Raw genomic sequence first — 22,150 nt, 5'->3', positions numbered from 1 at the left:
ATCAGGCCAGCGCTTCGTCTTCCCGCGCCGGCTGCAGCTTTTCCACCAGCAGCACATGCAGCTGGCGCGCATCGGCGCGCAGCACTTCGAAGCGCAAACCGTCGAGTTCGAAGACTTCACCCTTGCGCGGCATGCGGCCGAGATGGCCAGCGACCAGGCCGCCTATGGTGTCGACATCGCCGTCGGCGAGATGGGTGCCGAGGCATTCGTTGAACTGCTCGATCTCGGTCAGCGCCTTGACACGCCAGCGCGGGCCGTTCGGACCTTCCTTCAGCTGCAGGACGTTGTCCTCTTCCTCGTCGTAGTCGTATTCATCCTCGATGTCGCCGACGATCTGCTCGAGCACGTCCTCGATGGTGATCAGCCCGGCCACGCCGCCGTATTCATCGACGACGATGGCCATGTGGTTGCGGTTGGCGCGGAAGTCGCGCAGGAGCACGTTCAGGCGCTTCGATTCCGGGATGAACACCGCCGGGCGCAGTGCGCCGCGCAAATCGAAGCTTTCTTCGGCGTAATAGCGCAGCAGGTCTTTCGCCAGCAGGATGCCGGCGACGCGGTCGCGTTCGCCATCGATGGCCGGGAAGCGCGAGTGCGCGGTTTCCAGCACCATCGGCATCCATTCCTCGATCGGCTTGGAAATGTCGACCGTGTCCATCTGGGAGCGCGGCACCATGATGTCGCGCGCGGACAGGTCGGAAACCTGGAACACACCCTCGATCATGGACAGCGCATCGGCGTCGATCAGGTTGCGTTCATGCGCTTCATGCAGGATTTCCAGCAGTTCGGCGCGGTTCTCGGGTTCGGGGGAGATGAGAGCGGTCAGGCGTTCCAGCAGTGACCGGTGAGGCTTGGCGTCAGGGTTTCTGGCGCTACTAGGGTAGTCTTGCATTTGGCGAGATGCCGTTGTTTCGAAGGGGGTTAGGATACAACAAAGCCATAAGGGTTCCGGAAAACGGGCTTGCCGGGATTGTTCTGCACACGCACTTGACCCATGGGTGCTGGCGCGCGGGCGAAGCAGGGACCCGTAGGGTGGGCGAAGCCCACGCGGCAGTCGCACAACCGCGTGGGCTTCGCCTACCCTACGATAGACCGGCGATCCGCGCGCTAATTCCCGGATCTTTCCCGATACGGATCGGCAATGCCAAGCCCGGCCAGGATCTCGGTTTCCAATCCTTCCATCTCGGCAGCTTCCTCGTCATCCTCGTGGTCATAGCCCTGCGCATGCAGCACGCCATGCACGATCAGGTGCGCCGCATGCGAGCGCACCGTGATTTCCTGCTCGGCGGCTTCGCGCTGCAGCACATCGGTGCACAGGATGATGTCAGCCTGCGTCGTTTCAGCGTCCTCGTCCTCGGTATAGGCGAAGGTCAGCACATTGGTCGCATAGTCCTTGCCGCGGTATTCGCGGTTCAGCGTCCGGCCTTCGTCGGCATCGACGAAGCGGATCGCCAGCTCGGCCGGCGCAAACAGCGCGGCCTGCGCCCAGCGCCGGATGTCGGCACGGGGCAGCTCGTCCTTCAGGCGCGGATCGGCGAACTGCACCGACAGCGTCAGCTTGGGTTTGGCCGCCATCGTCAGGAACGCGGCGCGTTGCCGCCGTCGCCCGCGGCTTCATAGGCATCCACGATGCGCGCCACCAGCGGATGACGCACCACGTCGGCGCTGGTGAAATGGGTGAAGGCAATGCCGCGCACGTCGTCCAGCACCCGCATCGCATCGACCAGACCGGATTTCTGGTTGCGCTGCAGATCGATCTGCGTCACGTCGCCGGTAATCACCGCCTTGCTGCCGAAGCCGATGCGCGTCAGCAGCATCTTCATCTGCTCGGGCGTGGTGTTCTGCGCTTCGTCGAGGATGATGAAGGCATGGTTGAGCGTGCGGCCGCGCATGTAGGCCAGCGGCGCGATCTCGATGGCCTGCTTCTCGAACATCTTCTGCACGCGGTCGAAGCCCATCAGGTCGTACAGCGCGTCGTACAGCGGACGCAGATACGGATCGACCTTCTGCGCCAGGTCGCCCGGCAGAAAGCCCAGGCGTTCGCCGGCTTCCACCGCGGGACGGGTCAGCACGATGCGCTTGACCGCGTCGCGCTCGAGCGCATCGACCGCGCAGGCCACGGCGAGATAGGTCTTGCCAGTGCCGGCCGGGCCGATGCCGAAGGTCACGTCATGTTCGAGGATGTGCTTCAGGTAATGGTTCTGATGCGGCGTGCGGCCGCGCAGATCGCTGCGCCGGGTTTTCAGCACCGGGCTTTCCACCGGCTCGAGTTCTTCGGACGCGGTCTTGCGCGCGAGGATGGCCGGCTTTTCCTTGTCCTGCGCCAGGCCGGCGCGCTGCTCGACCAGGGCCAGCTGCACATTCTCGATCGAGACCGGCTTGTCGGCCGCCGCATAGAACTTTTGCAGCATGTCGACCGCGCGCTCGGCATTGGCGCCCGAGACGATGAACTTCTCGCCGCGGCGAAACAGCGTCACATCGAGCGCGGCCGAGATCTGGCGCAGGTTCTCATCCATCGGTCCGCAAAGGTTGGCGAGCCGGTTGTTGTCCACGGGCTGCGGTTCGAAATGCAGCGCCTGCATCGGGGTTTTGGTTTTCAAATCGAAAGAGTTCCTGGTGGGCTACTGCACGACGATGTCGCCGCGCAGCGAATTGGCGAAAGCATGGGTGATGCGCACGTCGACGAGCTGGCCGACGAGGCGCGCGCCGTTCGGGCCGCCGTTGAAGTTCACCACGCGATTGCTCTCGGTGCGGCCCTGGTATTCGTTGGCATCCTTCTTCGAAGGACCTTCGACCAGGATGCGCTGCGTCGTGCCGAGCAGGCTGGCGATGTAGCGGCGGCCGTTTTCATTGATTACCGATTGCAGATGCTGCAGTCGCGCGAGCTTGACTTCATGCGGCGTATCGTCGGGCAGATTGGCCGCCGGCGTGCCGGGGCGGGGGCTGAAGATGTAGGAAAAGCTGTGGTCGTAGCCGACGTCGGCAATCAGTTTCATCATCGCTTCGAAATCCGCATCGGTCTCTCCCGGAAAGCCGACGATGAAGTCGGATGAGATCGCAATATCGGGCCGCACCGCGCGCAGGCGACGGATGATGGACTTGTATTCCAGCACGGTGTAGCCGCGCTTCATCGCCGCCAGGATCCGGTCCGAGCCATGCTGCACCGGCAGGTAAAGATGATTCACCAGCTTCGGAACTTTCGCATAGACATCGATCAAGCGCTGACTCATTTCCTTCGGATGGCTGGTCACGTAGCGGATGCGTTCTATGCCTTCGAACTCGGCGATGTATTCGATCAGGAGCGCAAAGTCGGCGATCTCGCCATCTTCCATCGCGCCACGGTAGGCATTGACGTTCTGGCCCAGGAGCGTGATTTCCTTTACGCCCTGTTCGGCCAGGCCGGCGACCTCGGCCAGCACATCCTCGAAGCGGCGCGAGACTTCCTCGCCGCGGGTGTAGGGCACCACGCAATAGCTGCAGTACTTCGAGCAGCCTTCCATGATCGATACGAAAGCGCTCGCGCCTTCCACGCGCGCCGGCGGCAGATGGTCGAACTTCTCGATTTCCGGAAAGCTGATGTCGACCTGCGGTTTGCCGCTGGCACGGCGCTGCTGCAGCATGTCGGGCAGGCGGTGCAGCGTCTGCGGGCCGAACACCACGTCGACATACGGCGCACGGCGGATGATGGCCTCGCCTTCCTGCGACGCGACGCAGCCGCCGACGCCGATCACCAAGCCCGGCTTGTCGCGCTTCAGTTCGCGCACGCGGCCGAGGTCGGAAAACACTTTCTCGGCGGCCTTCTCGCGTACCGAGCAGGTGTTGAACAGGATGACGTCGGCATCTTCCGGCGTGTCGGTCTTGACATAGCCTTCGGCCGCGCCGAGCACGTCGGCCATCTTGTCCGAGTCGTACTCGTTCATCTGGCAGCCAAAGGTCTTGATGAATACTTTCTTTTGCATGGCGTCTTTGCCTGTAGGGCGTATGGGGCGTATGGGGCTTGTAGTGCGTATGGGGCGCGTGGTCAGCGGCTTTGGGCCGGCGCAGGCTTCGTGGCTTCTTCGGGCGTCAGGATCCAGACGCGGTCGATGTCGCCCTGCGGATTTTCGGTGTAGTTGACGGTGAATTCCCGTCCACCCAGGCTGGCCGGCACGTCCACGGTGTTGAACTGATTGCGGATCCACGCGCCTGGCGCGAACTTGCGCACCGCGCCGTCCATGCGCATGGTCGGATAGTCGACGGTGGACAGCGTGCCGCGCTTGGCCGTATTCGGGAACATGCGCTCCATGGCTTGCGCTGGCAGGCAGGAAAACAGCGCCGCGGCAAGCGCGATGCCGGGCAGAATGCGGTGTGCGCGCATGGTGGTTTAAGGAAAACGTAAAACCGCGCAGTTTACCGCAAGCACAGCGGCAATGCCGCGCTACGTCCGGGCGCATGGGCCACGCGCAGCAGAATTTTTTTGTGAACTGGCAATCCTGCGACGCGCGGCGTTACCAAGTCGGCTTCAAAACGGAGGAAATGATGTCGAGCTTGAAACAATGGCTTGCCGCCGCGCTGTGCTGCCTGCCGCTGGCCGCTGCTGCCGCGGTCGGCGGCATTCTGTTTTCGCCGCAGGGCGAGGCGCCGAACGCGCGCCAGGTGCGCGCCAGCTTTCCGGAGGCTGCGGTGCGCTTCGGTGATCCCCGGCTACCCATGCCTTTCGATATCGATTGCGCCGAACCCGGTAGCGGGCGCTGGGCCGACGATCGCAACTGGGTCTATGACTTCAAGCGCGAGCTGCCGGCCGGCGTCACCTGCAGCTTCCGGCTGAAGGCGGATTTCCGGCTGCTGTCCGGCGCGGCGCTAACCGGCAAGACGATGTTCCGTTTCGACACCGGCGGCCCCGCGGTGGCGCATATCCATCCCGCTGCCGGGGTTGCCTGGCATCAGATCGATGAAGAGCAGATCTTCCTGCTGCGCCTGACCGGTCCGGTTGCCGAGAACAGCATCGCCGGACATGCCTGGTGCGAAGCCCAAGGCGTCAATGAACGTGTTCCGGCGCGGCTGGTCAAGGGCAAGCCGCGCGAGGACCTGGTCAGGCAGCTCGAGCCGAACACACCGGCCGCGCATCTGCTGGCCCTGCAGTGCGCGCAGCGCCTGCCTAATGATGCAGCGCTGCGCCTGGTCTGGGATCGCGGCATCGCCACCCCGAACGGCATGGCGACGCGCCAGCCGCAGCGCTTCGATTACAAGGTACGCAAAGCCTTCACCGTCAACTTCTCCTGCGAACGCGAAAGCGCGCATGCCGGTTGCGTGCCGCTGCGGCCGATCCGGCTCGAATTCTCCGCGCCGATCTCGCGCGAGCTGGCCGAGCGCATCCGCCTGAATTCAGTCATGGGCGCGCGCAAGCCCGACGATACCGATGGCGCCGGCGATACGGTCACCGGCCTGGAATTCAAGCCGCCATTCCCGGAAAACGCGACGCTGACCATCGACCTGCCGCGCGAACTGAAGGATGACGCCGGCCGCGCGCCGGCCAATGCCGCGCAGTTTCCGCTGCATCCCCGCACCGCGGCGATGCCGCCGCTGGCCAAGTTCGCCGCAGCGCCCTTCGGCATTCTTGAGCTGAATGACGAACCGGCGTTGCCTGTCACGCTGCGCAATGTCGAGCCGGATCTGCTTGTACGAACAGGAGATGGCCGCGTCGCGCCGATGGCGTCCACGCTCGCGGTCGATGGCGATGCTGCGGTCATCGAGTGGCTGTCGCGCTTGCAGCGCTATCACGAAAGCGCGATCGATATCGATGGCAAGACCGTGGAAACCCGCAGCCTGTCGCTGCTGGCGAAACAGCCCGGCGCGCAGCGCATGAATCTGCCGTCGCCGCATCCGGACGAGAACGGCCAGCGGCCGTTCGAAGTGATCGGCATTCCGTTCCGCTCGCCCGGCTTCTATGTGGTCGAGCTGGAGTCGCAGCGGCTGGGCGCGGCGCTGCTGGGCAAGATCGCGCCGATGTATGTGCGCACGAGCGTGCTGGTGACCAATCTCGCGGTGCACCTGAAGATCGGCCGGGAGAATGGCGCGGTCTGGGTGACGACGCTGGATGGCGGCAAGCCGGTCGCCAATGCCGACGTGCGCATTGCCGATTGCTTCGGCAAGCCGTTGTGGCGTGGCGCAACCGGCGCGGACGGCGTGGCCCATGTGCCGGTGGCGCTGGATCCGAACTGCGGCGACAGGAATTACGACCAGCGCCTGGTGCAGGGCCTGTTCGTCAGCGCCCGCGCCATCGATGCAAAGGGTAGGCCGGACATGGCGTTCGCGCTGTCGAGCTGGAATGACGGCATCGAATCCTTCCGCTTCAATGTGCCGACCGACATGTCGCAACCGTCCACGCTGCGCGCGCATACCGTGTTCGACCGCACGCTGCTGCGCGCCGGGCAGACGGTATCGATGAAGCACATCCTGCGCACCGAAACCGGCGCCGGCTTCGCGCTGCCGCGACGGGAGCAGCTGCCGACGCGGGTGCGCATCGTGCACCAGGGCAGCGGCCAGGAATATCGCTTCCCGCTGACCTGGCGCGACCGCGCCGCGGCGGAGACGATGTTCCGCATTCCGCAAGAGGCCAGGCTCGGCAGATATGAAGTCATCCTCGACCAGGGCAAGGTCGACGCCGCCGGCGAAGCGCAAACCGCGCCGTCCTTCGATGGCGATGACGGGGCGCGCTCGCGCATGAGCGGCAGCTTCCGCGTCGAGGAATTCCGGCTGCCGGTATTGCAGGGCCGGATCGCGCCGCCGAAGACGGACCAGGTTGCGCCGAAGTCGCTGCCGCTCACGCTGCAGCTGAATTACCTGAACGGCGGCGGCGCTTCCGGCTTGCCGGTGCAGGTTAGCGCCTTGCTGCGGCCGCGCGCGCTGCGCTTTGCCGGCTATGAGGAATTCAGCTTCGCGACCAGGGAGCGCGGCGAGGGCGGGCAGCGCGAAGACGATCAGAAGATCGTCGCCGACAAGCTGGCCGCAAAGCTCGATCGCAATGGCATTGCCAGCATCACGCTGCCGGATCTGCCGCCGGTTTCCGCCGCCGCCGAACTGCTGACCGAGATGACCTTCGCCGATCCGAACGGCGAGATCGGCACCGTGTCGCAAACGGTGCCGCTATGGCCGGCGGCGGTGATTGCCGGCATCAAGACCGAATCGTGGATGCGCTCGGGCAAGCGCTCCGCCATCACCGCGCTGACGCTGGACCTCGACGGACGGCCGCTGGCCGGCGTGCCGCTCGAAGTGCGCGCGCGCGCCAGGCGCATCGATACGCATCGCAAGCGCATGGTCGGCGGCTTCTATGCGTATGAGAACACCCGCAGCGAACGCGATCTGGGCCTGCTGTGCCAAGGGAATTCCGATGCGCACGGCATGCTGCGCTGTGACGTCGACATCGGGGTCGATGGCGAAGTGGAGTTCGAGGCCAGCGCCAGGGATGAAGCCAAGCGCAGCGCCACGGCCTTCGCCACCGCGTGGCTGGGCAATGCCGAATGGTTCGGCGGCGACAATGGCGACCGCATCGACATCCTGCCCGAGAAGCGCCGGTACAAGCCCGGCGAGACCGCCAGCTTCCAGGTGCGCATGCCCTTTCGCCAGGCGACCGCACTGGTGGCCATCGAGCGCGAAGGCGTGATCGAGACGCGCGTGGTGCAGCTCTCGGGCAGCAATCCGGTCATCAAGCTGCCGGTGCGCGCGGAATGGGGGGCCAACGTCTATGTCTCGGTGCTGGCCGTGCGGCCGCGATTGCGCGAAGTGCCCTGGTATTCCTTCTTCACCTGGGGCTGGCGCGAACCGCGCAACTGGTGGACGGATTACCGCGCCTACACCGCGCCGGGCACCACCGTCGATCTGGGCAAGCCGGCCTTCCGTTACGGCATCGCCGAAATCGGCGTCGGCGCCGAAGCTTTCCGGCTCGATGTGAAGGTCGACCCGGCGCAGGCGGTGTATCCGGTGCGTGGCAGAGCCGAGGTCGCCATCCGCGTCAGTCTGCCGGATGGCAAGCCGGCGGCCGGCGCCGAAATCGCGCTGGCCGCGGTGGATGAGGCGCTGCTGGAACTGCAGGCCAATGACAGCTGGGACTTGATCGGCGCCATGGTGCAGCGGCGCAGCTATGGCGTGGAAACCGCAACCGCGCAGATGCAGGTGATAGGCAAGCGCCATTTCGGCCGCAAGGCGCTGCCTGCCGGCGGCGGCGGCAAGGCGGTTACGCGCGAACTGGTCGACACGCTGCTGCTGTGGCAGCCGGCAATCCGGCTTGACGGGCAGGGCCGCGCCCATGTCACGGTGCCGCTCAACGATGCGCTGACGAGCTTTCGCATCGTCGCCGTGGCCACCGCCGGCGAAGGACGCTTCGGCACCGGCTCGGCCAGCATACGCAGCAGCCAGGACGTGCAGCTGATCGCCGGCCTGCCGCCGCTGGTGCGCGAGGGCGATCGCTACGGCGCGATGGTCACGCTGCGCAATGGCGCAGCCCGCGCGATGGCCGTCGATGTCGAAGCGCGCATGGCCGGCCGCGCGCTCGATGCGCAGCCGCGGCGCGTGCGCCTGGAGGCGGGCGAATCGCAGCAGCTGAGCTGGGATGTCGTCGCGCCGCAGGATGTGAAGGAAGTCGCCTGGGAACTGCGCGCGCAGGAGGTGGGCAGCGGCGGGAACGTGGGCGCGCGCGATGCGCTGAAGCTGTCGCAGAAGGTGCTGCCCGCGGTGCCGGTCACGGTGCAGCAGGCCACGCTCATCCAGCTTGACGGCGCGGCCGAATGGAAACTGGGTCCGCCCGCCGGCAGTCTGCCGGGGCGCGGCGGCGTGGCGCTGTCGCTGTCGCCGTCCATCACCGGCGCGGCCGATGGCCTGCGACGCTATTTCGAGACGTATCCGTATTCCTGCCTGGAACAAAAGACTTCGCGCGCCATTGGCCTGCAGGATGAAACGATGTGGCAGCGCATCGTCGCCGAGCTGCCTATCTATCTCGACGACAACGGCCTGGCGCGCTACTTCCCGTCCTCGGCCTCCGGCATCGAAGGCAGCGAAATCCTGACCGCCTATGTGCTGGCGATCACGCATGAAGCCGGCTGGAGCGTGCCGGACGCCAGCCGCGAGCGCATGCTCGCCGGACTGCAGGCTTTCGTCGAAGGACGCATCGAACGCCGCTACGAGTGGCTCGGCCGAAATGATCGCGATGAGCGCCGCCTGCAGGCGCTGGAAGCGCTGTCGCGCTATGGCCGCATGCCGGTGCGCGCGCTGGATGCGATCGAGATTGCGCCGGCACGCCTGTCCACCGCAGCGTTGCTCGACTGGCTGTCGATTTTGCAGCGCACGAATGGCATTGCCGGCCGCGCGCAATTGCTGGAAACCGCCCGGCAGGAACTGGCGTCGCGGCTGGATTTCAGCGGCACGACACTGAAGTTCCGCAAGGAAGCCGATGAGGATTTTTGGTGGCGCATGGTCGGCCCCGACCTGAATGCCGGGCGCACCGTGCTGCTGGCGCTGGACGATGCGACGCTCGTCGCGGATGCGCCGCGCCTGGTCACCGGCGCGCTTGGCAGGCAAAGCCGCGGTCACTGGTCCACCACCACCGCGAACGCCTGGGGACTGCTGGCGCTGAAGAAGTTCGCTGCGCGCTATGAAGCCGACAAGGTCGGCGGCACAACGCGCGCCACGCTGCGTCAGGGCGGCGCGGCGACGAGCGCCAGCCACGCCTGGGGCGGCGCGGGTCGAATCGACTTGCCATGGAAGGTGGTCGCGCCGCGCGCGGACGATGGCCTGACGCTCAAGCATGACGGCCCGGGCCGGCCTTGGGTCACGATGCAGAGCCTGGCCGCGGTGCCGTTGAAGGCGCCGTTCGAAGCCGGCTATGCAATCCGCCGTCGCATCGAGGCGGTCGAGCAGAAGGAGAGCGGGCACTGGAGCCGCGGCGACATTCTGCGTGTGACGCTTGAAGTCGATGCGCAGGCTGACATGAGCTGGGTTGTCGTGTCCGACCCGGTGCCGGCCGGCGCTACGGTGCTCGGCTCCAGCCTGGGACGCGACAGCGCGATCGCCGCGCAGGGCAATCAGCAGAAGGGCGCTGCCTGGCTCGCGTTCGAGGAGCGCAGCTTCGACGCTTTCCGCGCCTATTACCAGTGGGCGCCGGCGGGCAAGTTCAGCATCAGCTACACGCTGCGGCTGAACAATCCCGGCAAGTTCCATCTGCCGCCGACCCGCGTCGAGGCGATGTATGCGCCCGAGCGGCAGGCGATGATGCCGAACGCGGTGCTGGAGGTGCAATAGCATGGGCACCGGCAAGCGCATCGACATGGCCATATCGCGTCGGGCCTCGCCGCCCGGTCGCCGCTTCGTCACAGCGCTTGCGCTGGCGCTGTGCTGCGCAGCCAGCACGGCGCGCGAGCTGCCTTCGTATGCCGAGGCCCGCGCGTCCTACCGCTCTTCCGACGCCTTGCTGCTGGACCGCCATGGCGCGCCGCTGCATGCGCTGCGCGTCGATGCCACGGTGCGCCGCCTGCCCTGGGTGCGGCTGCAGGATGTTTCGCCGGCGCTGCGCAATGCGCTGGTCGCTTCCGAGGACCGGCGCTTCTATGAACATTCCGGCGTCGACTGGAACGCGGCCGCCGCGGCGGCCTGGGGCAACCTGTGGCATAGCCGCACCCGCGGCGCGTCGACGATCACGATGCAGCTCGCCGGCCTGCTGCAGGAAGACCTGAAGCGCGGCAAGGGCGCGCGCAGCCTGAAGCAGAAGCTGTCGCAGGCGCTGGCCGCGCGCGAACTCGAGCGCGAATGGCGCAAGGACGAGATCCTCGAAGCCTATCTGAACCTGGTGAGCTTTCGCGGTGAACTGGTCGGCGTACATGCGCTGGCGCGGGTGATGTTCGGCAAGCATCCGGATGGCCTGGATAAGGTGGAATCCGCGCTGGCCGCAGCGCTGGTGCGCGCGCCGAATGCCGGCGCCGGCGAGGTCGCGCGCCGTGCCTGCGGCATCCTGCGCGAGCAGGGCGCGCCGGACGCATGCCTCGGACTGGAGGGCGTGACGCAATTGCGGCTGGCGCGGTTGACCGACCGTTCGGCTCGCCGGCCGGAAGCCGCGGCCATCGCATCGTCCGTAGCGCCGCAGCTCGCGCCGCATCTGGCGCGCCGCCTGCTGAAGCGGCCCGGCGAGCGCGTTGTCAGCACGCTGGATGCAAGCCTGCAGCGCCAGGCCCGCGACGCGCTCACGCGCCAGCTCGCCGCGCTGACGGGGCGCAACATCGAAGATGGCGCGGTGCTGGTGCTGGACAATGCCAGCGGCGATGTGCTGGCCTGGGTCGGCTCCTCGAGCGGCTTGTCGGATGCGCCCGAGGTCGATGGCGTGCTGGCGCGGCGCCAGGCCGGCTCGACCTTGAAGCCCTTCATGTACGGCCTGGCGCTGGAGCGGCGCTGGCTGACCGCGGCATCGCTGCTGGACGACAGCCCGGTGAACCTGGCCACCGCCGGCGGGTTGTACATGCCGCGCAATTACGACGGCGGCTACAAGGGACTCGTGAGCCTGCGCACCGCGCTGGCCTCGTCGCTGAACATCCCGGCGGTGCGCACGCTGGTGACGGTCACGCCCGAAGCGATGTTCGAGCGCCTGCAGACGCTGGGCTTTGCGCTGCCAGAATCCGGCGACTATTACGGCTACAGCCTGGCCCTGGGCAGCGCCGATGTGACGCTCCTGGCGCTGACCAATGCCTTCCGCACGCTGGCCAATGGCGGGCGCCTTGCAGCAACGCGCACCCGGCTCGATCAGGCGGCGCCGGCATCGACGCAGGTAATGGATGCGGCCGCGGCCTGGATCGTCAGTGACATACTGTCCGACCGGCAAGCACGCGCCCGCACGTTCGGCCTGGACAGTCCGCTGGCGCTGCGCACCTGGAGCGCGGTGAAGACCGGCACGTCGAAGGACATGCGCGACAACTGGTGCATCGGTTATTCCGCGCGCTACACGGTCGGCGTCTGGGTCGGCAATGCGTCCGGCGCGCCGATGTGGAATGTCTCCGGCGTGACCGGCGCGGCGCCGGTCTGGCAGGAGATCATGCAGCTGCTGCATGCCGGCGCGCCGGCCGCGCCGCCCGCCATGCCCGCCGGCGTCAGGGCGCAGCGCATCCGCTTCGATGGCGGCATCGAAGCCGCGCGCACCGAATATTTCCTCGACGGGACCGAGCGCGACCTCATCCTTGCCGCGCAGCCGGAGGCGATCCGCCCGGCGATCCGCTATCCGGCGCGGGGCATGCTGGTGGCGCTCGACCCGGACATTCCACCGGCGCGGCAGCGCCTGCACTTTCAGGCCACCGGCGTGGCGCGGCCGCGCTGGCTGCTCGACGGCAAGCCCTTGCCAGCGGCAGCGCAGCACGATGGCTGGCTGCCCTGGCCGGGGCGGCATGCGCTGGCACTGGTGGACGAGGCGGGCAGGGAGCTGGATGCCTTGCGCTTTGAAGTGCGCGGCGCGGTGGGCAAGGTGGCGAAGGGGAGGTAGCGGTCGCTGGCATGGCGGCTGCTTCCTGGCGCTGTGCACGGTCGCGATGTTGGCATGCCATTGCGGGTCGTGATTGCGGCTGACTCGACGCAGGGCTATGCAGGCAAGCACATCCAGCCCTTTCAAGATCCTTGTGAAGTGCGACTTGCAGCGCCTGCGGGATTGAAGTCCGTTCGCGCTGGTGTCGTGAAACCGAAGGCTGGTAAAGCCATCCCTACCCGCATGCCCGACTTCGGGATCGCGCATCCATCGCTATTTACGGCGTCATCGGCGCCGCTCCTGCCATCACGTTCACTTCCAGTTCGCCGCAAGCACCGGCATCAATGCGGTTCGGTAATCATCAGGCAGCGTCGTCTGACCCATGGCCGGCGGCGCGAACGCCGCCATCGCATCCACGAGCTGGTTCACCTGGGCGTCGAGCAGCATCCTGCCATCGGCAAGGCGAAATCGTTCGATATGGGTTGGGTTTTGTGAACCGGCATCTTCACCGCGGCCCCAATTCTCGATCGTCATGCTGTCTGCGGTGCCGATGATGCTGACGGTCAGGTCTCCCCAGTCCGTTTTGCGAAACCAGAGCTGTTCCGGGCTGATGCGCGAGGTCATTTGCAGCGTATCGGCATTTCCCGGGGTGGCATCGTATTCAATGATGGCGTCCTGTCCCATGCCGCGATACATCAGGTAAGTGTCGTTGCCCGCATCGCCATGCAGGCGGTCATTACCGGGGCCGCCATCCAGCACATCGTTGCCGCCGTCCCCGTAAAGCGTGTCCTTCCCCGGGCCGCCGTACAGTGAGTCGTTGCCCTCGCCGCCATACAGCACATCGTCGCCGCTCTGACCGACGAGCACATCCATGCCGCTGGTGCCGTTGACGATCAGCGGCGCCATCGCTATCGACAATTTGAAATTGCTGGCCGCGCTGCCGCCGCGGCTATCGCTGGCGGTGATGCGCACATCCACCGGCGTTAGATTCGGCGGCGTGCCGTGCAAGCTTCGCCGCACCGGATCGAAACTCAGCCAGGAGGGCAGGGGCTTACCGTCGGCGCTCGTGGCGGAGAAGGACAGCGTGTCTGCGCGGTCCGGATCCTGGAAGGCGGCGGCGGGTACGGTGAATTCGAAAGCCTTGCCGCGATAGGCGCGTTGATCGGCAATTGCCGTCATCACATGGGGCTGATGATTCTCGGCGGCGATGGCGGCGGCGTCGGCGCGGATGGCGGCATACGATGCATCGGCGGCCCAGTCCGATGTCGACGGCGGCGCGAATCGCGCCATGGCGTCGACCAGGCGGTTAACCTGGTTGGCCGTCAGGAACGCGTCATCGCTGAAGCGCAAGCGCTCGGCCGAGGCATCCAGCGCCGTCGAAATGCCATCGGCCGGCGCATACCAGTCGATGATGGTCATGCTGTCGCCGCTACCCGCGATCCCGATTTGCAAGCCTTGCGCGCCACTGCGCTGGAACCAGAGCTGATCGGCGGTGAGGCCGGCATCAAGCTTGATCACATCGCTGTTGCCGCTGGAACGGCCAAAGTCGTCAATCGTATCGGCATCCATGCCGCGCTCCAGCACATAGGTATCCGTGCCCCTGCCGCCGCTGAGCATGTCATTGCCCGGACCGCCATCGAGCGTGTCATTGCCATCGTCGCCCTGCAGATAGTCGTCGCCGTCGCCGCCGAACAGCACATCGTTGCCATCGCCGCCGACGAGCAAGTCCGCATCCCCGAGACCGAACAGCATGTCGTTGCCGCTCTTGCCGAATAGCGCTTCGCTGGCTTGCGTGCCGACGAGAAAATCGCTGTCTGCGCTGCCGGATGTGCCGTAAGTCGGGCCGGCAATATGGAGAGTCATGGTCGCGGCGCTGCTGCCTTGTTCATCATCCGTGGCGACAAGCCGCAGCGCCAGCGCGCCCGATTGCTCGGGCGTGCCGCTGAGCACGCCGCTTTGCGGATCGAAGCGCATCCAGGCAGGCAGCGCAGCCCCGTCGGCGAGCGTCATGGAAAAGCGCAGCGCGTCCCCGGCGTCCACATCGCTGAACATGCCCACAGGCATGGACAGCGCGAACGGCAGGCCTTGCCAGGCTTCGAGGTCGCCGGTCTCCGCGCTTGGCACCGGCGCATGGTCTTCTGCGGCGATCGCCAATATCGTCGCGCACAGCCACGCATGATCGTCGCGCGACATGTCCTCAAGCTGCTGCGGGGGCGCATAAGCCGCCATTGCGCTTGCCATGCGCTCGATCTGGTCCGGCAGCAGCAGCGTTCCATCCGCAAGCCGGAATTGCTCGATGCGGTTCGGGTAGAGAACCGACCAGCCCTCGAAACGGGAATCCCAGCCCTCGATGGTGAGACGGTCGTCCGTGCCGATGACGCTGATCTCGAGTTCATCGAAACCCGTCTTGCGCAACCAGAGCCCATCGATGCCGATGCCATCGCCGATGTATACGACATCGGTTGCGTCATCCAGAAAGCCCGAGTCATCGATGCGATCCGCGCCCATGCCGCGGTACAGGAAATAGCTGTCGCTGCCGGCGCCACCTTCCAGCTTGTCGTTTCCGGGGCCGCCATCGAGGCTGTCATTGCCGTCGCCACCCCTGAGGACATCATTCCCGGCGCCGCCGTACAGGCGGTCGTCGCCTTCATAGCCCCACAGCGTGTCGTTGCCTGCCTTGCCGCGCAGAATGTCGGCTTCGTCGCCGCCGTGAAGCGCATCGTCGGTGGCGACGCCGTCGAAGCCGGGCGCGCCGGTGTCGGGTAGTCCGGTCGGCGTGGGCGGCGCAACCTGTATGCGTATCGTCGTGCTGGCGTTGCCGCCCGCATGGTCATCCACGGCCACCGCGACATCGACGCGGCCGCTCGCCGCTGGCGTGCCGCGCAACGATGCAGAAGCCGCATCGAAAGACAGCCATTCGGGCAGCGGCTTGCCATCGGCCATGGCAACGGTGTAGGTCAGCGTATCGCCGGCATCGACATCGATGAAGCCGCGCTGCGGCAGAGCGAAGTAGAAGGGCTTGCCCTGTACCGCCATCTGCTTGCCGATCGTCTGCACCAGCCTCGGCGCATGGTTGACATGCTCGATCGTCAGATCGAAAGCGCCGTCCGCGCGCGCGCCCGCAGCATCGGTTGCGCTGACGACAATCGATAGCGTGCCCACTGCCGCCGCGCCCGGCAGGCCGCTGAAACTGCGGTTGTCGGCATCGAAGCGCAGCCATTCCGGAAGCGCCGCCCCGTCAGCCAGGCGCGCGCTGTAATGCAAGGTGTCGCCGGCATCGACATCGGTGTAGGCATCGTCGGGCAGGCTGAATCCGCATGCCGTGTCCTCGAGCCCCTGTTGCGCCGACAGCGGCCGCGTCAGCCGCGGCGCATAGTTGACGTTGACGACGCTGAGGCGAAAGCGGCCTGACTGGCTTTGCGCAATGTCCGCGCTGGTCTGCACCAGGATGTCGAAGTCGCCGACCGCGTCGTTGTCCGGCTGGCCGGCGAAGCTGCGGCTGTTTGCATCGAAGCGCAGCCATGCCGGCAGCGGCGAGCCATCGGCCAGCGTTGCCACCAGCGGCAACGCCTTGCCCGAGGCGTCAGTAAATGCGGTAGCCGACAGCGCCAGGCGCAAGGCCTGGTCTTCAGTGGCAATGACGTCGCGCAGCTGCGCGAAGCCGGCGGGGATGCGGTCAAGCCGCTGCGCGAAGTCCTCGGCCTTCCACACCGTACCGTCGTCAAACGCAATTGTTTCGATGGCCGCCTGTTCGGCGGTGCCGGGCAGGGCGATGCGCTCACCGCTGGCAAGCCGCAATTGCCAGCCTTGCGCGGCGCGCTCCAGCACCACGTCATCGACGCCGATGCCCGCGCCGAGCACCAGCGTATCGATGCCGCCAGCCGGGCCGGCTTCCTCGACGATGCGATCGTCTCCCGCGCCGACGCCGAACAGGTAGCGGTCGTTGCCGGCGCCGCCGATCAGCACATCGTTGCCGCCAGCGCCGTCGAGCGTGTCGTCGCCTTCGGCGCCGATGAGCAGGTTGTCGCCGTCGTTGCCGGTAATCCGGTTGTCCTGCGCATTGCCGTAGCCAGCGATGTTTGCCTTGCCGGTGAGCTGCAGGTTCTCGAGATGGGCGCCGAGCGCGAAGGAGATGGATGAGCGCACCAGGTCGACGCCTTCATTCGCCGCTTCCACGATGCGGTCGCCGCTGTCGTCGACGACATAGATATCGTCGCCGTCGCCACCCACGAGGGTATCCGCGCCGGCGCCGCCATCGAGCACATTGGCCGCGTCATTGCCGCGAATGCGGTTGTCCAACGCATTGCCCGTGCCATCGATGGCGGCCGCGCCGGTAAGTTGCAGCTCCTCGACTTCGTCGGGCAAGGCATAAGAGACACTGGCCTGCGCCAGGTCGTAGCCGCCACCGGCGACTTCGACGATGGCATCGCGCGCAGCGTCGACCACATAAGTGTCGTCGCCACTGCGGCCTTCCATCCGGTCCGCGCCGGGACCGCCATCGATCAGGTTGCCGCCGGCGTCGCCGATGAGCGTGTCGGCAGTATTGGTGCCGGTAAGTATCGGAATCGCTGCCGAAGGCTTACGGATGATTGCAATCGCCGGAAGCGCAGCACCGGCAGCGGAGGGCAGCGCGCTTTCGCCGTCCGCCAGCGAAGCCATCGTCGCTGCCGACATGCAGGCGCTCTGCCAAAGGCGCAGCGCCTGCATGTCGGCGAAGCCGCGCAACAGGCCCGGCTCCAGGTCCTGCAGCGAGCGATTGCGCAGCCACACGGTCTGTCCGTGGCCGAGGTCGATGCGCACGTCCGTTCCGACCTGAATACGCGTAATGCCGGCCAGCGCGCTGTCATCCAAGCCGACCAGCGCAACGACATCCGCGGCGCTCGCATCATTAATCACATCGCTATCGCCCGGATGTTTCCCAATGATGAATAAATCCGCACCTGCGCCACCCGTTAGCGTGTCGTTGCCAATCCCGGCATCGAGCGTGTCGTCGCCATCGCCGCCGTTGAGCACATCGCTGCCGCGACCACCGATCAGCAAATTGTTCCCGCTATTGCCAGTAAGGATGTCATCGCCTTCGCCACCGATCGCATTGACCACCGCCTCGGGATTGAGAATCTGCAGCGCATTGCCCGCCAGCGTGGCCTGGGCGATGGAAAGATCAATTCGGCTTCCGCTGCTGATGGCCGCCGCGTTGATCGTCGCCGTCGAGCCGGGGGCGATGCTGAGACTGTTCCTTCCCGCCTGCGGCGACAGCTGCGCATACGCGTTGGTATAGACATATTGCAGCGGCGCCTCCGCGCCGGCGCCGTACACATTCATGCTCCATCCATGCAGCACGCCACTCCCGCCGGAAGCGGCGTCGATCACCTGCAGCGTCCAATCGCCATTGGACGATTCGCCGCGCAACAGCGCCGTATTCAGTACGAAGCGCAGCGTGTCGGAACCGTTGAAGCCGACATCGCCGCGGTCGGCTGCGTCACCTGGCGCCTTGCCGGGGCGGTCAATCAATACCGATTCGGTGCCGGACGGAGAACGCAGCTTGACGATCAGATCGCCGGCATTGGCATGGCTGATGTCGAGCAGCACTTCAACATGCTCGATGCGGATCGCGGCATCGGCTACATGCAGCGTGCTGAAGACGCCATTGCTGTCGCCATCAGGTATCGTCAATTCGATGCTGCCCGTCTGCGGCGCGACGGCAAGCGTGTGTTCGTTGGCTGCGGTCTGTTGCGTGATCCAGGTTTCGGCCAGGCGCACGGCGGCGCGCGCATCGACTTCGCCATAACCGTAGTCATGCGACACCAGCATGCCGCCGCCATTCCAGGTGCGCGCGCCATTCTCGGCCCACGAAGTGGCCGGATCGTCGACGCGGGTGGCGGACAAGGCCAGGATTTCCTGCACATCGCGATACCCGAGATTTGGGTTGGCTTCCAGCATCAGCGCCACGATGCCAGAAACGATGGGCGTGGCAAAGCTGGTGCCCTGCACGCTTTGCGCATCCGCGCCGAAGCTGCTGCCGCTGGCATTTCGCACCATCCGCGCTGTGGAAGTGACGTTCGAACCCGGCGCCGCTACCAGAATGCTGGCGCCTGGATTGGAGAAGGGTTTGCCACCGAACCGCAGCGCACCGAGATCGGTGGCGGCATTGACTGCGCCGACCACGATGGCGCTGCGGTTGTTCGACGCATTCGAATAATTGGTATTGCCGCCGGATTGGCGCGCGTTGCCGCCGGGATTGACGATCACCGTGCCCAAGCCGTCGCGGCCATAGCGGATCGCGTCCTCGAATGGCGCGTATATCCGGCCCAGAGCCGCGGGCGAGTAGCGCAAGGTAAAGTTTCCGATGGCGGCCCAACTGCTGTTGGCCACCTCGTACTCCTGCATGTGACCGATTGCGGAATAGTCCTCGGCACTTAACCAGTAGCCGGCGATGCTGGCGTCAAATGCCACGCCGACGCCGCCTTCTCCATTGCTGGCCGCCACCATCACGCCAGCTACCAGCGTCGCATGGTTGCTGAAGCGATCTTCGCTGCCTTCGCCGGCACGCTCCCCGGGATTCGGATTGGCTAGCCAGGCGGCATCGACATTGGCGCGCAAGTCAGGGTGACGGTAATCGAAGATTTCCTTCGTCACTGAAAACGGACCATTTGCTTCGAATTCCGCGATGCGTATGCCGCGGCCGGTGTAGTCGCGCCAGACTGGCAGGATATTGGCTTCGGACAGATACCATTGGTCCGGCAACAGCGGATCGCGCGGCAGCTCAGGCGTGCGCAGATACACCGCAGAGCGCATCGGCGCCCGATTACCGCTGCTTGTATCAATGATTTCTGTGCCGAGGCCGGTTGCAACATTGACGATGCCGTATTTGAATCCCATCAGTCCCGTATAGGCATCATCGGGCGTGAACAGCACATCGCCAGCATCGGTCAGCGTAGCAGTGCCGCCAATCGCGTCGTAGATTTGGTCGATGCGGATGGCGCCGAGGCCGCGATCGAAGTCATTTCCCAGTAACTGCGACGCTGCAATCAGATGCGGCTGTTTGTGATCGAAAGCCTTTCCGCTTGCATCCGCGTCGAGCACGTCCTTGACCGATAGCGGGTATTTCGCCTTATCGCTGTTGTCGGGCATGTCGACCAGGCCAAGATCGCTGAAGTTCAGCTTTTCGACGTTGCGTACGAAGTCGCTGCCATCGCGTCCGGCTGCGGTGTCGGAGATGCGGTAGCCATCGCCCTCCCGGCTGATGCGGTAATCCGCGTAGCTTCCCGCGAGTTCCAGCACATCGATGCCGTCGCCGCCATCGATCGTATCGTTGCCATTGCCTCCTTTCAGGATGTCGTTGCCGGCGCCGCCGACAAGCCTGTCGTCATCCAGTCCGCCATCGAGCAGGTCGTCTCCTTCGCCACCGAACAGCACATCAGCGCCGCGACCGCCGCGCAGCACATCGTTGCCCGTGAGGCCGTCGAGCATGTCGTCGCCGTTCTCGCCGGACAGCGCATCGTTGGCCGCGCCGCCGATCAGCACGTCGTCGCCATCGCCTCCGCGCATGAAGACGCTGCTGCGGCCGCCGCCGATCAGCACATCGCGCCCGACTCCCCCTTGGGCGATTTCCACTTCGGCCTGCGCCAGGTTCAGCATCACGCCGCGCTTGCCGACGACTTGCACGATGTCCATGCCGGTACCGCCGTGGATGTGAGAGGGTAGGTCGTCGGCATCGATGAGCAGCACATCGTCGCCAGCGCCGGCATCGAAGCTGTCGCTGCCGGCGCCGCCAGCCAGCCAGTTGTTACCGGCGTCGCCGATCAGCGTGTCATTGCCCGCTGCGCCGAGGGCATTATTCACTTTCTTCTCCGCCACATCGATGCGTTCACCCTTGTCGGACGCGGCGACATAGCTGGCGGTATCGCCCGATTGCACGATCACGCCGCTGCCATCGACGCGGCTGGTGCTGCCGAGCGGATTGGACAGGAAGTTTGCCGCCAGCGCTTCCTTGCGCCGACCATCGATCAGGAAGCCGCCGGTAGCAAGTACTTCATTGCCATCGCGAATGGCACCCGATTGCTTCTGGCTGGATAGCTCAATGCTAGTGATGCCGAGTTCTCCGAAGGTATGCAGCTCGTTGGTTTCGCCGGCATCAAAAGAACGGTTGCCATTCGCATCGATCCAGCTGTGGCCGTCGTGATTTGTATCGACCCATACGCGCAGCAGGTTCCATGCGTTGTCCCGACTGTCGAACCAGCCGTCATGGTTGACATCAAGGCTGGCAAGCGCGGCGAAGCCGTTGGTATAAGGCTTGATGCCGGATTCATCGTCGACACCGGCAGCGCCGCCAAAATATTCGGACAGCAGTTCGCCGCTGTCATCGATGATGCCATTGCCATTGCGGTCGGCGACCACCAGGCCATCGCTGGCGCTGACCCAACCGGTTTGTTCCGAAGCGCCATCGTGGTCGATGTCAAACAGCACTGGTCGGCTGGCGTAATCAGTCAAACGCACGCCGTCTCCATTCAGGTCCAGCACTAGAGGATCGGTGGGCCAAGAATTGCGGGCCAGATTGGACATCGCATTAAGAGACGCGCCGGCTTGGTCAGGCGCGTTGTCATAAAAGCCACTGCCGAGCTTCGACAGATCGGGGGCGATGACACTGGGCGCCGCGTTTATATCTCCGGGTCTGAAGCCGTCCGAAAGGATTTGGGTGAAGGCCGCCGAAGCGGTGTTGCTGATCTGGCCATTGACGAACTGGCTCTGGTTGAGTTGCCGCCCGTCGGTAGTCAACTTCCAGCCCGTACCGAAGAGAAGCAGTCCCAGACTGAGTGGAGAACTTACGGGATCGAAATCGGTGGAATTCGGGGAAAGCGCCTCCAGGCTGGGCCTCACGCTCAACTCGAGGTCGTTTGCCGTGGTGCCATCGTTTAGCGTGGCTGGAATGGCCGGCGTATCCGAGGCTTCATTGATTTGAAACTCGAACTGCGAATGCGGCACCGTGGCGACAGAACCGATGTCTGTCGTTTCGGGCGGGGTCCAAGTCGAAACGTCTGCAAGATAGTCAGTCGTGGAAGTGAGAAAGAAGGACATAGTCAATGGAATCAGGCTTTCGTTGGATTCCATGCTGGACAGGAGCGACACGGAAATCGTGGAAAGCCCATCTGTGGACAATGTTCCGGAAATGCGGGCATACGATGCATTCGACGGATCGCTCGGGTCGGGTTTGAGTGGCACGGTGCCGGTGAAAAAGCAGCTGCCGTTGTTGGTCTTGGTGTACCCCAAATCGCCTGGCTCGACTTTGGACCAGTCCACTTTTCTCGGATTGACCTTCGTTTCAAGTCCGGCGGAAACGCAGCTGGAAATGATGTTGAAATCGCTGTAGTACTCGCGGTAGGAAATGCTCATTCCGGACGGCGTTTGATAGTCCAGATTGAAACTGGCGGCGATGGATTGTGCTGGAGAATTTATTGCGGTGAAGGAAATGGCTTCGGAAGAGCCATATCGCAAAGAGGAAATATCGATGCCCATCCGGATTGCCGCGTCGTCCAGTAACGCCGTCAGCGTTCCGGGGGCGGGTTGATTGCCCTGACCATTATCGGAATGCATGTAACCGGTTTGCGGCGCGCCCAAACCGCTCTGCTTGGCCACGATATATTCCGTGGTCAGTCCGACGCCCTCATTGTTGCCGCCCGTGATCGC

At 65.2% G+C, this 22,150-nt stretch carries 8 protein-coding genes; 2 read left to right on the top strand and 6 right to left on the bottom strand.

What is annotated here, in order from left to right:
- Position 1: 1 nt before the first annotated feature.
- From JJB74_RS02405 to JJB74_RS02385, 5 genes are all read right to left on the bottom strand, one after another.
- Positions 2-889 carry an HlyC/CorC family transporter gene (locus JJB74_RS02405; RefSeq protein WP_200590218.1) on the bottom strand — a complete coding sequence of 296 codons (888 nt, stop codon included), beginning with the start codon at positions 887-889 and terminating at the stop codon, positions 2-4.
- Between the two features lie 215 nt (positions 890-1,104).
- On the bottom strand, positions 1,105-1,572 hold the full coding sequence (gene ybeY / locus JJB74_RS02400; RefSeq protein WP_200590217.1) for an rRNA maturation RNase YbeY: 468 nt from the start codon (positions 1,570-1,572) through the stop codon (positions 1,105-1,107).
- Positions 1,573-1,574: 2 nt separating this feature from the next.
- Positions 1,575-2,597: a PhoH family protein gene (locus JJB74_RS02395; protein WP_234483528.1), complete on the bottom strand. Its 1,023-nt coding sequence runs from the start codon at positions 2,595-2,597 to the stop codon at positions 1,575-1,577.
- A 21-nt stretch (positions 2,598-2,618) separates the two neighbouring features.
- The gene (gene miaB / locus JJB74_RS02390) at positions 2,619-3,956 is read right to left on the bottom strand and encodes a tRNA (N6-isopentenyl adenosine(37)-C2)-methylthiotransferase MiaB (protein WP_200590216.1); all 1,338 of its coding nucleotides are present in this window, start codon (positions 3,954-3,956) and stop codon (positions 2,619-2,621) included.
- A 62-nt stretch (positions 3,957-4,018) separates the two neighbouring features.
- On the bottom strand, positions 4,019-4,354 hold the full coding sequence (locus JJB74_RS02385; protein WP_200590215.1) for a hypothetical protein: 336 nt from the start codon (positions 4,352-4,354) through the stop codon (positions 4,019-4,021).
- Positions 4,355-4,515: 161 nt separating this feature from the next.
- Between JJB74_RS02385 and JJB74_RS02380 the strand changes: the two genes are divergently transcribed.
- Together JJB74_RS02380 and pbpC are read left to right on the top strand one after the other, a co-directional pair.
- Complete coding sequence (locus JJB74_RS02380) at positions 4,516-10,269, top strand: alpha-2-macroglobulin family protein (protein ID WP_234483864.1); 5,754 nt, start codon at positions 4,516-4,518, stop codon at positions 10,267-10,269.
- Between the two features lies 1 nt (position 10,270).
- On the top strand, positions 10,271-12,487 hold the full coding sequence (gene pbpC / locus JJB74_RS02375; RefSeq protein WP_234483519.1) for a penicillin-binding protein 1C: 2,217 nt from the start codon (positions 10,271-10,273) through the stop codon (positions 12,485-12,487).
- A gap of 291 nt (positions 12,488-12,778) precedes the next feature.
- On the opposite strand, the gene JJB74_RS33025 is transcribed toward pbpC, so the two are convergent.
- A complete protein-coding gene (locus JJB74_RS33025) occupies positions 12,779-22,099 on the bottom strand; it encodes a putative Ig domain-containing protein (protein ID WP_325170072.1) in 9,321 nt (3,106 codons plus the stop codon).
- Positions 22,100-22,150: the final 51 nt, after the last annotated feature.

Origin of the sequence: Noviherbaspirillum pedocola (assembly GCF_016632335.1) — a bacterium.
Classification (GTDB): domain Bacteria; phylum Pseudomonadota; class Gammaproteobacteria; order Burkholderiales; family Burkholderiaceae_D; genus Noviherbaspirillum_A; species Noviherbaspirillum_A pedocola.
Note: the sequence above shows the minus strand (reverse complement) of the source record. Positions and strands in the feature narration are given on the sequence as shown.